The organism is Methylacidiphilum sp. Yel, from assembly GCF_004421185.1.
Lineage (GTDB): Bacteria > Verrucomicrobiota > Verrucomicrobiia > Methylacidiphilales > Methylacidiphilaceae > Methylacidiphilum.
The window spans coordinates 1-13,418 of sequence record NZ_LXQB01000027.1 but is presented as its reverse complement, the minus strand read 5'-3'; the positions used below and the strand labels follow the sequence as shown (position 1 = coordinate 13,418).

Sequence of the window (13,418 nt, the reverse complement as noted above, 5' to 3'; positions counted from 1 at the left end):
ACTTATTTTTTTAGAGCATCGTAATCCTCTGTACTGCTTTAAAGCTGAATGAAAAAATTAGTTTTTCTCTGTACCTTTTCTCTAGGCCTTTTTCTACTCTTTGTTTTCTTTGGTGCTTCTAAATACAAAACCACAGGAAAACAGGCTAAAGCTAAAGAGAATGTTTCTTTTTTCTCTAGGCTTGTAAAGAAAGCAAAAGAACTTTCATTTACTCCTTATTTGCAGCCTGCACCGGTTCCTGGCCAACTTTCCAATCTCAGTTATGACCAGTGGTTTGGTATTAGCTTTAAAGATCAAAGAGGAATCATTCCCAATGAAAGTCGGTTTGTGATTAAGCCTTTTCCCTTAGGATATCTTTTCTGTCAGCCTGTTTTTCTCCATCTGATCACTGCCAATGACGAAGAAAAAAACTATGATTTTGAACCTTCCCTTTTTGATTTTAAGAATGTGGAGCTGGAGAAATTGCCAAAAAACCTTGGATTTTCTGGCTTTCGAGTATTTTATGATTCGAAAGAAAAAGGGGGATGGGTGGAACTTTTTTCGATTGTTGGGGCCAGCTATTTTCGCAGCTTGGGACTGGGACAGACGTGGGGCCTTTCAGCACGGGCTATAGCTGTCAATACCACGGGAAGCAGTAAAGAAGAATTTCCGTATTATAGGGAATTTTGGATTGAAGAACCGAAAAAAGAGGATCGGTCCCTTTCTTTTTATGCGTTACTTGATGGAGAAAGTCTTACAGGCGCCTTTCATTTTTTATTTACTCCAGGAGAAACGAGCAAAGTGGAGATTGAAAATTATATTTTTTTGAGAAAGACAGTGGAAAAATTGGGAATTGCCCCCCTAACAAGCATGTTTCTACAGGGTGAAAATAGCCCACTTCTCTATAATCCTCTGCATCCAGAAGAACACGATTCCGATGGGCTTTCTATTCAGTTGGATACTGGTCAATGGATTTGGAGACCGTTGCAAAATCCACCCTTCTTTTCTTCCTTTGATTTTCCGATTCGCGGAAAGCTCCTTGGTTTTGGATTGATGCAAAGAGATAGAAACTTCGACCATTATAAATCAGTCCTCCTTCATTATGAATCTAGGCCAAGTGCTTGGATTGTTCCTAGTCAAGGATGGGAGGAAGGGGGACATGTAGAACTTGTCGAACTTCCCACGACAACGGAAACTAAAGACAACATTGTCAGTTACTTTGTTTCCAATACCCCTGCCCTTTCACAGAGGCAGTTTCACTATGCTTATACGATTTTTTGGGGTAGGGATGTGATAGCTGGGTCGGAGATTGGCCGTGTGGTTTCCACTCGCTACGCACAACTTGACAAAACCATCCGAGAGTATATTGTTGATTTCTTCATTCCAGGATTTTCTGAAGGGTTGGATCCACAGCCTATTCTTCTTGTTGGACAAGGTGCTAAACTGATTGAACTTAGAATAGAAAGAAATTCGTATGTCAATGGATTTCGGTTATCTTTTAAGATTCAAAGGCAAGAAGCAGGGCCCATCCCACTAAAAGCGTATCTTGAAGCAAAAGACTTTCCTTTGACTGAGACTTGGGATTATGTCGATTTTCCATAAGCAGATGAAAGCCTGGATGCTGTTCGCTTCTTTTTATCTGGCTTTTTCTTTCTTTTTTCTTTCTGAAGAAGGTTTGTCTCAAACGAACTTATGGGAAGAAATCAAAATAAAGGCTAGAGGTTTATCGAATCTACCTTTTCGTGAGCCACGAAGCCGCATTCCTAGCTGGTTGGAAAAACTCTCCTATGCCCAATGGGAAGCGATCCGATTTGATGCCAATAGCAGTCTTTGGAGAGAAGAAAATCTTCCTTTTGAAATTCAGTTTTATCATCTGGGTTCCATTTTCAGGGTGCCCGTTACTATCTTTGAAGTAGTACATGAGCAGGAAAGGAAAATTGAATTTTTGGAAAAATCTTTTTTTTATGGGCCCTCCATAGAGAAAAAGCCGATAGAAAGGGACATCGGTTTTGCTGGTTTTTCCGTTTATAGTTCAGACTGGCAAAAAAAAGAATATTGTATGATTGCGAAATTTCTCGGCGCCTGTTTTTTCCAGGGACTCACTTGTGGCCAAATCCCTGGAATAACAGCTAGAACAATAGCGATCAATACTGCTTTAGCCGATGGCGAGGAGTTTCCTTTTTTTAGGGAGTTTTGGCTTGTAAAGCCAAAAAAAGAGGATTCTGAGCTCGAACTCTACTCAATTGTGGATTCCCCTAGTATTACTCAAGCCTGTCGGTTTATTATTCTATCTGAGGGCTTCTCTACTGTGTGTAAAATTGATACACACCTATTTTTTCGTTCCTCTCCAAAAAAAATTGGGATAGCTCCTCTGTCTGCCATGTTTGAGTATGGAGAAAATGGTCCCAAAATCCTATCGGATTATAGACCTCAGGTTCATGAGGCTGACGGACTACTCATTGAGTCTACTACTGGAGAGTGGACATGGAGCCCTTTGGAAAATCCTTCACGCTTGGTTTTAAAGGAAATAGCTAACGGTCAACTGTTGGGATTTGGACTAGTTCAAAGGAACAGACTTTATGATCATTACCAGGATATCCACAGAAGCTTTCAGGATATGCCATCTGCCTGGGTACAGTTAAACAGCGGTTTTTTAGAAGATGGAAAAGTTGAATTGGTGGAGGTTCCGCTCAAAGATGATTTGAACAAAAACATTCTTCTTTTCTGGACGCCATCTAAAACCCCTTTTGCTGGTCAGTCACTGAGTTTTAGTTATTCTATCTGTTGGCTCAAAGGAGAGGTACCGGCTGAGGGAAAATTGGGCAAAGTCATTTCGGCTAGAGTGGACCGAACCAAAATATCTCAGGGAAAAACAGCTGTTCTCCTCAGTTTTAAGGGAGAAATGCTAGAAGAGAATGCCGCTTTAGAATTTAATCCAGTGGTTCATGTCCTGTCGGGAGGCGAGCTCCTTTACGCTACGGTTGGATGGGAGGCTCAAGAAAAAACGGCGCTGCTAGAAGTGCAAATTCAGGAAAACGGTAGAGAACCACTGCGCGTAGAAGGTTGGCTTGAAAAAAAGGGGAAAAAACTCACCGAAAGGTGGTATCAAGAATTTTTCAAATGAAGGATAATCAGCTGGCATCTTTTCTAACAGAGAGGCTGCTTTTCTATGCGAGCCTGTGCTCTTGTGAAGCAAAGGAGGCTAGAGAAGCTCTAGAGGAGGCTTTTAGCTCTGCGGATAATCCTGAAGAAGTTTTTGATACATTTAGATTTTTTTGTTCTGGCGCCAAAAATAAAGAAGCCTTTCTTAGGCAGTGGATGGAGGTGGAGCTGCAGCAGCTGCTCTTTGTCTCCAAAGAAAACAGCTGTTGCTTAGATCCAACCTTTTCTAAGCCCTTAGCAGTAGCGATGCTGCCGATTAAAAGAAAATCGATGACGGCTTCTGTGCTCTTGGAACCAAACCAGTTTCTGAAGATTGTAGCATTTTTTGGACGGTTACGAAGGAAGTCCGCTTAGCTTTTTATAAAGAAAAACCTCGATGATACTGCAAAGCTCTTGGGAAAGGATTGCGCTGAGGCGAAGGATTTTACTGCTTTTCCTAGTAATTATTCCCACCATAATAGCCAGCGAGTTCATGGCCGAAATTCTTCCATATAAGGGGTCTAATCCTTTGGAAATAGGCATCATTATTCTTTTTGGAATTCTCTTTGGTTGGATATCGATCGGTTTATGGACGGCGATTGCAGGGTTTCTGCTGCTTGTTGGAAATAAAGAGAAGTTTAAAGCAATGCCGATTGAATCCAAATCTATGATGACAGAAACCAAAGTGGCTGTCTTAATGCCCATTTATTGTGAAAAAGTTGAAAGGATTTGTGCCGGGATTGAAGCCATGTATAGGTCCATAGAAGAATATGGGAAACTTTCTTTTTTTGATTTTTTTATCCTTAGCGATTCGGATAGTCCAGATAACCAGATCGAAGAGGAGATTGGCTGGGCGAATCTTTGCAGAAAAGTCAACGGCATAGGCAAAATTTTTTATAGGATAAGAAGGGTACGGTTAAAGAAGAAAAGTGGGAACATCGCTGAATTTTGTAGGCGCTGGGCTGCTTATTACAAATACTTAATCGTTCTGGATGCGGACAGTCTCATGGGAGGGCAAACAATGATAAGGCTTGTGGAAATCATGGAATCCAATCCATCTATTGGAATAGTTCAAACAGTTCCTAAAGCGGTTGGTGCCAGTTCTCTTTTTTCTCGAATAGAACAGTTTTCAAGCCATCTTTTGGGTTCCATCTTTGCTGCTGGCATTCATTATTGGCAGCTTGGAGATGGCCAATATTGGGGACATAATGCAATTATCCGGACCGAGCCTTTCATAAAATATTGTGGCTTGCCAAAACTATCTGATAGGCTGCCATTTGGCGGAGAAATCCTTAGCCATGATTTCGTCGAATCAGCCCTTATGAGAAAATCAGGTTATTCGGTTTGGTTAGCTTATGAGCTTGAGGATAGCTATGAAGAGCTGCCTCCAACCCTTCTTGACGAATTGAAAAGAGACAGGAGGTGGTGTCAAGGAAATCTCCAACATCTTCGACTCATCTTTTCTAAAGGCTTGTTTATCTTTAATCGATTTCTTTTTCTTAATGGAGTGATGGCCTATGGTTCAGCGGTGCTTTGGGGAGGGTTTCTACTGCTTACTACTCTAGAAAGCCTGCTTCATATTTTTATCGTTCCAAATTACTTTCCTCAAGGGTTAAGCCTTTTCCCTAGCTGGCCTGTTTTTCATGCTGATTGGGCAGCGTTGCTTTTTCTCTTTACTCTTTTGGTATTATTAATGCCGAAGCTCTTAGGGGTGCTTCTTGTGATTTGGACTAGGGAATTGGAAAAATATGGGGGGCTGAAAAATCTACTAGAAAGTGTATTCCTAGAAATTCTGTTTTCGAGCTTGATTGCTCCTATCAAAGCACTTTTCCATGGTTTTTTTATTTTATCCGCTTTCTTGGGGAAGAGAGTTAGCTGGGGCAAACAGATACGGGAAGGAGCTGAATTTTCTTGGAAAGAGGGATTGTATCAGTTTTTCCCTGTGACTATTATTGGCATAGCTTTTGGGGTTGGTACCTACCTATTAAATCCTTCGAGTTTCTGGTGGCTTTTAGCTGTTATTTTTTCTTTTTTGCTTTCCATTCCTCTAGCTGTGCTTTCCAGCAGGATATCTTTAGGAAGGAAGGCAAAAGAAAAAGGGATCTTTATGGTTCCTGTCGAGTCAGATCCAACTCCTGTGATCGTTGCCCTAAGAAAAGCGCTAAACGAAAAGGCTTCTTATGTGAGAAGAGGACTTTCAATTTATGGCTTTAGATCTGCAGTCGTTGATCCGTTGATCCATGCACTCCATCTAGCCTGCATCGGTTTATCCAAATGCAAAAAGCAGTCTAGGGAGATGAAAGAATGGAAACAACAATTAATTGAACGTTTGCTTCAAAATGGCCCTGAGTCCTTATCCTCTTTCGAAAAAAAAGCGCTCTTAAGGGATCCCTATAGCTTGAGCCTTCTTCATAAGAAAATATGGACTGCTGATCCACCCATCTGGAAGCTCTGGGTGGGAGATTCCGAAAGATAGAATGAAAAACAAAACCAACGGTGTTAGAATACTTCCTAATGGCTATTGCTATTATTGGTTGTGGTCAATTGCTTAGAAAAGATGATGGGCTTGGCCCTGAGTTGATCCAAAGGCTTGCTTCATTGCATCCATCCCTGCCTGTAAAACTCATTGATTATGGAACATCGGGGTTTTCTCTTTTAGATGATCTGGAGGAATACGATTCATTGATTGTGGTCGATGGACTAAAGAGTGGATCTATCCCTGGAACAATTTTTATGGTTGGAGGGGAGCAGCTTGAAAAATTGCTAGAAACAGATCCCTATGTCGATCTGCATTCTTTCGGCTGGGATGATGCCTTGAAATGGGCTAAATGGCTCTATAAGGAAAGGTTCCCTAAAAATATTAAAATCTACTTGGTTGAGGTTAAAGAGGTGGGCTATGGGATCGGTCTTTCAGAACCAGTAAAAGAAGCAATTGAGAGACTTGTAGAAATGTTCAAAAAAGAGTTTAGTTCAGAAAAAACCGAGGTTAGCTAAATCTATGCATGAACTTTCCCTGTGCGAATCATTGGTTTCTTTGCTTGAAGAAAAGGCGCTGGAATTAGGATTTCACAAGGTCATAAAAATTGTCTTAAAGACAGCTCCCTTAGCCCTTGTTGAACCAGAAGCGATGAAGTTTTCCTTTTCGATTGCTTCTAAAGGAACAATTGCCGAAGGAGCTGAACTTCATATTGAAGAAATTCTTGTCAAAGCCTACTGCTTAAGTTGTCAAAAGGAAGGATTTGTAGGAAAAATTGGTGAGAGCTGTCCTAACTGTGAGGGAGTCATGATCTTATCCGAAGAGGTCAAAGAATTAACACTAGATAGTATAGAGGTCGAATAAAGATGGAGGGGTGGCCTACAACCATAGAAGAGTTGATTTCGGAACAAAAAAGAATAGCTATGCTTTCTGTTTCAAATTGGGAAAAACCTTCCAAACCATTTGTCTGTGCTGCCGTCTTCATCTGTTATGGACGACAAAGAAGTGGACCCGGTAAAAAGTTCGATCAAGGATGGGGGGCTGCTATTGCCCTTTTTCCCGATGGACAACTAAAGACTTTCACTATTTCTGAAAGAGCTTCTTTCGATTATATTCCAGGGTTGCTTGCTTTAAGAGATGGACCGTTATTAGAAAAAGCTGTCGTTGGACTTAATCTTCGCCCTGAGCTTCTTTTTGTCAATGCAACTTCAAGGGATCATCCTCACAGAGCGGGTCTGGCTCTGCATTTGGGGTATAAACTGGATATTCCTACGGTGGGGATCACAAGAAAACCTTTAATAGCCACAGGCGTTCTTCCAGGAAAGAACAGAGGAGATAGATCCGAACTTCGAATCGGGAACGAAACTGTTGCTTTTTGGCTTAGAACGCAAGAGAACAAAGCGCCGCTTGTTGTGCATCCAGGCTACCGACTTGATTGGGAGACAGCGATAGAGATTGTTCTTAGCTATACCATAAAATATAGGACTCCAGAACCATTAAGACTTGCTAGAAAAGCAGCTAGGTTATGTCGTGCGGGCTTGGTGCGTTCAGCTCTGTGCTCATAGATTCTTGTATTTTGTTCAGAAGAACAGGTTGTTTCTGATAGAAAAAAAGTTACAATTATTAAAAAAGGAGTGAACTTATGCCCACTTTTATTATCCTCAGCCGTTTAACTCCAGAAAGTATGAAGGAGCCATCAGAAATCAAAAATTTATCAAAGGTTGTTTCCAGTAAGATCAAAGAGGAATGCCCGGGGATAAAATGGAAAGAAAGTTATGCGACCCTAGGAGAATATGACATTGTGGACATTGTTGAGGCAAAAGATGTAGCTGAGGTGGAAAAAGCAGCGATGATACTCCGGGGATATGGAAAAGAAATCACTGAAACGATGTCAGCCGTTCCCTGGGATGAGTTTGTTTCCTCTATGGCGATTCATAAGAAATAGTTGGTTAAAAGAAAAGGGCTTTCTTCTTATTCGCGACTGACTTCTAAAGGACTTTTGTCTGTACGGATTCCTACAAAGACGGGCTGGCGGATTTTACCAACTGCTGTCCATTCTCTGAATGCAACTTCGCAAAGAATCATTGGTTTTGTCCAGTGGATAGAAAGAGATCTAGGAAATTGAATTGGTGGCGACTGACTGAGTGGGGTAGAAGAAATTTCAAGCTTTTTTAGTAGCCTATAAAGCTCCAGAGCTGTTTGTTCTGAGAACCCGCTGCCTACTCTGCCGGCATAGCAGAGAACATTATTTTGATAATAACCTAAAAGAAGAGAGCCAAAAGGCCTTAGCGAGCCTTTTGGCTCTGTCCAGCCTATAATGACAAACTCCTGTCGTTTTAAAAACTTGAATTTCAACCATGCTGAAGATCTTTTCCCCGATGTATAGACAGAGTCAGCACGTTTTGCAACGACTCCTTCAAAACCTAACTCATTAATTTTTGCGGCGACCTTCTCTGGCTCTTCAGAAAAATAGGGGATCAAGCGGACTGGGGAGGGAAGATGATAAAAGAAGTGGTAGAGAAGATCTTTTCTGGTGCTAAGAGGCAATCTGCGCAGGTCGCGCTTCCTTAAAGAAAGCAGATCGAAGAGATAAAAAACGGTCAAAACTTTGTCTCTTGCTTTTTGAAGAAGATGAAATGAAGGTTTACCCTGTTGGTCGAGAGCAGCGATTTCTCCGTCTAGAACCCACGTGGATTCTTCAGTTGAATTTAAAGTTTTGAGAATGGCGGGAAATCTTTCATTTTCTGATAACTTCCTTCGAGAAAAAAGAACAGTCTTTTGATTGTCAAATTTGACAGCGATAATCCTCATACCATCAATTTTAGGTTCGTAAATCCAGCCCGGATAAGGAATCTGGCAATGACTGCTTTTGGCCAGCATCGGCTCTAAAAACATGGGTTCCAATTTAGGTAAGTTGAAGAGATCTAAGTTCACTCTTTTTTCTTTTTTCCTTTTTTAGTCTCTTGCTTTAACCCATAGCCTGTAGAAATCCTTGATCGACCATTTCCCATTCGCAAACTTTCTTCAAGCAGAGAAACAAGATCTTTTTGTTCTTTTCCTCTAGTTTGAGGCTTTTTTTCCTTGGATATTTCTGTATGTCCCTTTTTGATTTTTTCTTTAATGAGTTTTTCAATAGCTTTCGAATATTCGTCTTGATACCGGCTTGGATCCCAAGGTACAGACATTTTTTCGATTAATTCTATCGCCATTTTCTTTTCACGCTCATCCAATTCGACTTTTGGTGGAGTGCCTAGTTCTTTGGGATCAACAATTTCCCTTTGAAAATACATAAGTTCCAGAGTCAGTAAGGAATTTTTTGCTTTCAATGCGGCCATGTGCTCCTTGTTGTGTAGTATAATTTTGGCGATGGCCGTTTTTCCGGTCTTGGTTAAACCATAATGGAATAATTGGTAGGCTTTTTCTCCGCCTTTATCAGGAACTAAATAATAGGGTTTTTCGAAGTAAATGGGATCAATTTCAGAAAGCGCAACAAAATCTAAAACTTTAACAGTATGAATGGCTTCTACATCGACTCGATCAAAGTCTTCATCTTTCAGAATTACAAATTTGCCTTTTTCATATTCGTACCCGCGAACTACTTGATCCCAAGGCACTTCTTTTTGATCTGTCACAGCCACCCGTTTGTTCGTTATAGGTGAAAGATCGCTGCGTCGAAGAAATTTAAAATGCAATGGTTCCGTTTTTATGGCAGGATACAGCTTGACCGGAATCGTCACAAGCCCAAAGCTGATGGTCCCTTTCCATAGGGCTCGCATAAACTAACAATAAGTTTTATCAATAGAGGAGGCAACAATTAGTTAAAATAAAAAAGATGAAAAGGAACGCTTGCAATTCTTCAAAAGCTGAATAAGGAAAAAGAGACAAATTATGCCGCGTGGTGCAATTGGTAGCACATCAGACTCTGGATCTGAGTGTTCTAGGTTCGAATCCTAGCGCGGCAGCAGGATTTGAAAAGGTTTTTTTCAAGACTTTTTTTAAGCCTCTCCCCTCTCCAGTATTTGCCGACACACACACTATTAGAAGCTATTGGCCAATCAATCAAATAAGGACAGAGAAGCTGTCGGAAAGGTGGAATAGTTGCCGCTTATACAGATCATCCTTTTTTGACCGATGATAATACGGACCGGATTTTTCTTCTTTGGATAGAAGAAGAGCTTGGGGGATTGAGAGTCAGTCAGTGCGAGAAGGGCCTTGGGAGCTGTTCTGTTCTCATTAGAGTGCAAAACTTTAGCCTCTTAATGAGTTGTTGAGCATCAGTCAACGGTGCCACATTCTCAGCAATATTGACTTATAAGGGTTTTTGACAAACCGCAAACATTGTCCAATGAATAATTTTAATTCCTTTCGAAGAACGTAGCCTTTCCAGCCGTGTTTCGATTTTTGATAAAATGAAGGCTCGCTTTGTTTGAGGAATCTCTTCTAGTAAATTTCCATTACTGCTTGCTTTAAAAAACTGAACAACTTCCTTAGGGCTTGGAAAGTAGTCTGTATATTCTTTTTGCTTAAAATGGATAATTAAAAATCCACTTTCCTGAAGCAACTCCTTAAAGTCTTCTTTACCAAAAGAATCTTCATTCATCCCTCCGCTTGCAAATTCTTTACCCATTACTTCCATGATGGCATCATTTACAATTTTCAGTAGAGGAGAATTTTCAAATTTATAACCAGAAGTTATTCCCAATTTCCCTCCTGGTTTTAAAATCCTGTAAATCTCGACTAAGGCTGTTTCTTTGTCTCTAATCCAATAAAAAACACTGTTCAAATATACAAAATCAAAAAAATTGTCTTTAAATACTCCCAGATCCTCACTCCCGCCAAGTTGAAAGGAAAGTCCTTTTTTCATTCTTTGTTTTGCAATCTCAATTCGATAAGGGGACGGATCCATTCCAATAACCCATCCCTTAGGACCAACGAGTTCTCTCAAATAGGCAGCAAGTCTTCCTGTTCCACAACCTAAATCAAGAACAAAACTTCCTGCTGTAACCTTTAAAAGTTTTATGAGATCTTTTCCTTGAATGTATTGAGGCGTACTTAGCTTATCGTAAAGCCTAGCAAGTTCAAGAGAATCATTCCTTACAGGATTATAGGCAAATAATTTTAAAGAAAAAAAATTAAAACTAGCTGCAATCAACAAGATTATTTTTAAATAGGTTTTTGTCCTTTTTTTCTTCTGCTTTTTTAGCAGTAGAAAAGAGGGTGCTTCTTTGTTTTGCTGTTTGTGTTTTAAAAACATAGAGTTTCCAATTTTCTTTAGTCTTTCCTCTTCTGCTAGAGCTTTCCAAAGTCCTTTAGTTATTTATTCTTCATTACTAAGAAAAGTGTTTGAAAGCTTTAAAAACAATCCTGAATTGGTCGAATGGTTTTATTGTTTTTATAATTGGCAAGGATCTGGGATGAATAGAATATATGCTTTAGATAACTGTCGTTTTCCTCCAGATGTTAGCTTTGCATTCGAGTTGGAAAAAAAATCAAAAAATTGTGAAGATCTTCTAACCTATTAGCTAGATACTCTACTGGTAGCATTTTCTCTTTAAAGGTTCATCGAATCACTTTTCTGATCACCTTAACCATCCAGAAGCAAATCCTTTAGTTTTCTCTAATTGATTGTTGAAGACCAAATAAAAAAGAAATGAAAAAAAATCGAGTAAGCTTCTTCAAAGAAGCCAACTGAAAGAACCAAGTACAATTTGAAAATTTGAAGCTTGAATTTGAGGAAGGGCCCGTTCCACATTTGTTAATCCAAACAGGAACGGGCTCGCTTTCAGGGAAAGTTTTTATGCCAATGAGTTTTTCTTTTGTAAGGAAATTCTAAAGCAACCTCTAATTAGCTTTTAGCTTTCCCAACTTCATTTGCTTCTTTAACTTCGACAAGCTTTCCAGATTTCACATCATAAATAAATCCATAGATTGGAATAGAGGAGGGGACTAGAGGATGATGCCGCACCCTAAGCACATCTTCAATAACGCTTTGCGATAAGTTTTTTATTGTCAACCATCGGATATATTTTCCTTCTGGAGAGCCCTTTTCCTTGCCAACGTCCTTCCATTGTCCATTTTCAAGGACAGCCGTTTCCAAGCTTTTTTCCAAAAGATCTTCCATGATACTATCTGAAAATGTTTCCATACCACAGTCTGTATGGTGAATAATAAACCATTCTTTGGTTCCTAATAGCTTATAAGAAATAACCAGAGAACGGATGGCGTCATCACTGGCTCTGCCTCCAGCATTTCTAATAACATGGGCGTCTCCTTCTTTTAAGCCAGCAAACTTTGCCGGATCCAATCTTGCATCCATACAAGTAAGAATTGCAAAATGCCGCGCAGGCGGCATGGCCAATTGTGCTTTATCTCCAAAAGTTGCTACATAGTGCTCATTTGCCTTTAACACTTCTTGATATATTTGACTCATAACCTCTCTCCTTTAACTAGTTATACATACTCTTTTCATGTAATAACATCAATTGCACCTTTTAATTAAAAAATGAAAGCAAAATTTTTAAAAAGTTTTCTAGCGCATGCTTTTAATAATTTTTGTGTTTGGGATTTTTTAATTGGCAAGATGGGGCTTTGTTCCTGTCGAACAGTCCTGTATAGCTAGAAACATCAGACTGCCTACGCCTACAGGAAAAGCAAAAGCAGGCCAAAATCCGGCAACGGCAAATACCATGGGCTTATTTTTGTCGATTATAATCAGTGCATTGCTGTGGTGTTGCTTAGCAGTCCTGATAAAATCTCTTAGGATGCCATTGTTACTTCGAAAGGCGTCTAGTAAGCTTCCCTTATGAATGATGATGCCTTGTGGGATGTATTTTTCAGGAGTCCCATACACATAGATTTTAAATTTTGTCTTGGGTTCTATGTAAAAGGCTCCCCCCTGACCTTTTATTATCTTTAATGGATAGTAATCCAACCATTTGTCGGTAGCCATCAAAAGAGGCATCGAAGCTAAGAGGAAAATAAAGATTAATTTTTTCACCTATCCATGATACATTGGTTTGCTTCAAAGCTTGATACGGATGTTTTTCTTTTAACAATCATGTTGTCTATAAAATTTAGAGTTGTGAATGTCAATGGAATTGAAGGAAGAATCCTTTGGATTAGGTTTACTTACCGTTCCCTCAGACTTACTCGTTCCTGCTCAGAGAGGAACAAAGCTAACTTCCTGCTTCACAGAGGACAGTTTTTCCCATCGTCATGCGACGGCGGCCAGAGCTTTTTTCTCCACCGGCTTCACATTTGGCGGAACTCGCCATAGGACCGTTTAGGACGGCCAAACCATGCGCCAGGATATTCCTTGCCGCATTCACCTCCCGGTCGTGGATGCTTCCACACTCCGGGCATACCCACTGGCGAATGGCCAGCGGCAGTGTTTCCTGGACCCTCCCCCATGCCGAACAGCTCTTGCTGGACGGAAACAAGCGACCAGCGACAAGCACCAAACCACCACCCCTTTCTGCCTTATATTCCAGTTGTCGCCGAAACTCGAAGAAACCCATGTCGGATAGAAAGCAGGCAAGATTACCGGTTCTTCTCCATGCTGCCCACTTTCAGCTCTTTGACAAGCACGCGGTGAAATCATCGCCTGAGCCGTGAGATGAGCTTGTGCAAGCCCTCCTGCCGGATATTGGCAATCCTGGCATGCAGCCTTGCAAATCCAAGCCTTGGCTTTGGTCCGATTGGCCGACTCCTTTTTCTTGCGCAAGAGATTTCTAGAGAGTCGCCCCAATCGCTTGAGCAAGGCCCTGTGCGGCTTGGGACCGAGTACCTTTTCTCCTTGTTGAGAGTGTTGCCATGGCCGATA

At 40.6% G+C, this 13,418-nt stretch carries 15 protein-coding genes and 1 tRNA gene; 10 read left to right on the top strand and 6 right to left on the bottom strand.

The window, feature by feature from the left end:
- The first annotated feature begins 48 nt into the window (after positions 1-48).
- From A7Q09_RS04965 to A7Q09_RS04930, 8 genes are all read left to right on the top strand, one after another.
- Positions 49-1,581 (top strand): glucan biosynthesis protein D, encoded by a 1,533-nt coding sequence (locus A7Q09_RS04965; RefSeq protein WP_134390192.1) that lies wholly within the window; start codon positions 49-51, stop codon positions 1,579-1,581.
- The gene (locus A7Q09_RS04960) at positions 1,565-3,103 is read left to right on the top strand and encodes a glucan biosynthesis protein (protein ID WP_134390191.1); all 1,539 of its coding nucleotides are present in this window, start codon (positions 1,565-1,567) and stop codon (positions 3,101-3,103) included. Before A7Q09_RS04965 ends, A7Q09_RS04960 begins: the two co-directional genes overlap by 17 nt.
- Positions 3,100-3,495, top strand: a complete 396-nt coding sequence (locus A7Q09_RS04955) for a hypothetical protein (RefSeq protein ID WP_134390190.1) — start codon at positions 3,100-3,102, stop codon at positions 3,493-3,495. The genes A7Q09_RS04960 and A7Q09_RS04955 overlap by 4 nt, the downstream gene beginning before the upstream one ends.
- A gap of 22 nt (positions 3,496-3,517) precedes the next feature.
- Positions 3,518-5,596 carry a glucans biosynthesis glucosyltransferase MdoH gene (gene mdoH / locus A7Q09_RS04950; RefSeq protein ID WP_134390189.1) on the top strand — a complete coding sequence of 693 codons (2,079 nt, stop codon included), beginning with the start codon at positions 3,518-3,520 and terminating at the stop codon, positions 5,594-5,596.
- A gap of 38 nt (positions 5,597-5,634) precedes the next feature.
- Entirely contained in the window at positions 5,635-6,114 is a 480-nt protein-coding gene (locus tag A7Q09_RS04945) for a hydrogenase maturation protease (protein ID WP_134390188.1), read from the top strand.
- 4 nt (positions 6,115-6,118) lie between these two features.
- On the top strand, positions 6,119-6,460 hold the full coding sequence (gene hypA, locus A7Q09_RS04940) for a hydrogenase maturation nickel metallochaperone HypA (protein WP_134390187.1): 342 nt from the start codon (positions 6,119-6,121) through the stop codon (positions 6,458-6,460).
- 2 nt (positions 6,461-6,462) lie between these two features.
- Positions 6,463-7,161, top strand: a complete 699-nt coding sequence (locus tag A7Q09_RS04935) for an endonuclease V (protein ID WP_134390186.1) — start codon at positions 6,463-6,465, stop codon at positions 7,159-7,161.
- 77 nt (positions 7,162-7,238) lie between these two features.
- Complete coding sequence (locus A7Q09_RS04930; RefSeq protein WP_009060748.1) at positions 7,239-7,541, top strand: GYD domain-containing protein; 303 nt, start codon at positions 7,239-7,241, stop codon at positions 7,539-7,541.
- A gap of 26 nt (positions 7,542-7,567) precedes the next feature.
- Here the strand turns inward: A7Q09_RS04930 and ligD are convergent, their stop codons facing one another.
- The gene (gene ligD, locus A7Q09_RS04925; RefSeq protein WP_134390185.1) at positions 7,568-8,530 is read right to left on the bottom strand and encodes a non-homologous end-joining DNA ligase; all 963 of its coding nucleotides are present in this window, start codon (positions 8,528-8,530) and stop codon (positions 7,568-7,570) included.
- A complete protein-coding gene (locus tag A7Q09_RS04920) occupies positions 8,527-9,372 on the bottom strand; it encodes a Ku protein (RefSeq protein ID WP_134390184.1) in 846 nt (281 codons plus the stop codon). The genes ligD and A7Q09_RS04920 overlap by 4 nt, the downstream gene beginning before the upstream one ends.
- A gap of 113 nt (positions 9,373-9,485) precedes the next feature.
- On the opposite strand from A7Q09_RS04920, the gene A7Q09_RS04915 reads away from it, so the two are divergent.
- Positions 9,486-9,558 (top strand) — tRNA-Gln (locus A7Q09_RS04915).
- A gap of 347 nt (positions 9,559-9,905) precedes the next feature.
- On the opposite strand, the gene A7Q09_RS04910 is transcribed toward A7Q09_RS04915, so the two are convergent.
- Positions 9,906-10,850, bottom strand: coding sequence for a class I SAM-dependent methyltransferase (locus A7Q09_RS04910; RefSeq protein ID WP_134390183.1), 945 nt, complete (start codon positions 10,848-10,850; stop codon positions 9,906-9,908).
- Between the two features lie 85 nt (positions 10,851-10,935).
- On the opposite strand from A7Q09_RS04910, the gene A7Q09_RS04905 reads away from it, so the two are divergent.
- The gene (locus A7Q09_RS04905; RefSeq protein WP_134390182.1) at positions 10,936-11,118 is read left to right on the top strand and encodes a hypothetical protein; all 183 of its coding nucleotides are present in this window, start codon (positions 10,936-10,938) and stop codon (positions 11,116-11,118) included.
- Between the two features lie 323 nt (positions 11,119-11,441).
- Here the strand turns inward: A7Q09_RS04905 and A7Q09_RS04900 are convergent, their stop codons facing one another.
- The 3 genes from A7Q09_RS04900 to A7Q09_RS11455 all read right to left on the bottom strand — a co-directional run bounded on the left by A7Q09_RS04900 (position 11,442) and on the right by A7Q09_RS11455 (position 13,113).
- Positions 11,442-12,026 (bottom strand): carbonic anhydrase, encoded by a 585-nt coding sequence (locus A7Q09_RS04900; RefSeq protein WP_134390181.1) that lies wholly within the window; start codon positions 12,024-12,026, stop codon positions 11,442-11,444.
- A 138-nt stretch (positions 12,027-12,164) separates the two neighbouring features.
- Positions 12,165-12,593: a hypothetical protein gene (locus A7Q09_RS04895; RefSeq protein ID WP_134390180.1), complete on the bottom strand. Its 429-nt coding sequence runs from the start codon at positions 12,591-12,593 to the stop codon at positions 12,165-12,167.
- A 178-nt stretch (positions 12,594-12,771) separates the two neighbouring features.
- Positions 12,772-13,113: a zinc ribbon domain-containing protein gene (locus A7Q09_RS11455; protein WP_134390179.1), complete on the bottom strand. Its 342-nt coding sequence runs from the start codon at positions 13,111-13,113 to the stop codon at positions 12,772-12,774.
- Positions 13,114-13,418: the final 305 nt, after the last annotated feature.

Coding starts and splice junctions, on each gene's coding strand:
- A7Q09_RS04945 (WP_134390188.1), top strand. CDS start 5,635: ATGGCTATTGCTATTATTGGTTGTGGTCAATTGCTTAGAAAAGATGAT.
- A7Q09_RS04960 (WP_134390191.1), top strand. CDS start 1,565: ATGTCGATTTTCCATAAGCAGATGAAAGCCTGGATGCTGTTCGCTTCT.
- A7Q09_RS04930 (WP_009060748.1), top strand. CDS start 7,239: ATGCCCACTTTTATTATCCTCAGCCGTTTAACTCCAGAAAGTATGAAG.
- A7Q09_RS04920 (WP_134390184.1), bottom strand. CDS start 9,372: ATGCGAGCCCTATGGAAAGGGACCATCAGCTTTGGGCTTGTGACGATT.
- A7Q09_RS04900 (WP_134390181.1), bottom strand. CDS start 12,026: ATGAGTCAAATATATCAAGAAGTGTTAAAGGCAAATGAGCACTATGTA.
- A7Q09_RS04955 (WP_134390190.1), top strand. CDS start 3,100: ATGAAGGATAATCAGCTGGCATCTTTTCTAACAGAGAGGCTGCTTTTC.
- A7Q09_RS11455 (WP_134390179.1), bottom strand. CDS start 13,113: ATGGGTTTCTTCGAGTTTCGGCGACAACTGGAATATAAGGCAGAAAGG.
- A7Q09_RS04965 (WP_134390192.1), top strand. CDS start 49: ATGAAAAAATTAGTTTTTCTCTGTACCTTTTCTCTAGGCCTTTTTCTA.
- mdoH (WP_134390189.1), top strand. CDS start 3,518: ATGATACTGCAAAGCTCTTGGGAAAGGATTGCGCTGAGGCGAAGGATT.
- hypA (WP_134390187.1), top strand. CDS start 6,119: ATGCATGAACTTTCCCTGTGCGAATCATTGGTTTCTTTGCTTGAAGAA.
- A7Q09_RS04910 (WP_134390183.1), bottom strand. CDS start 10,850: ATGTTTTTAAAACACAAACAGCAAAACAAAGAAGCACCCTCTTTTCTA.
- A7Q09_RS04935 (WP_134390186.1), top strand. CDS start 6,463: ATGGAGGGGTGGCCTACAACCATAGAAGAGTTGATTTCGGAACAAAAA.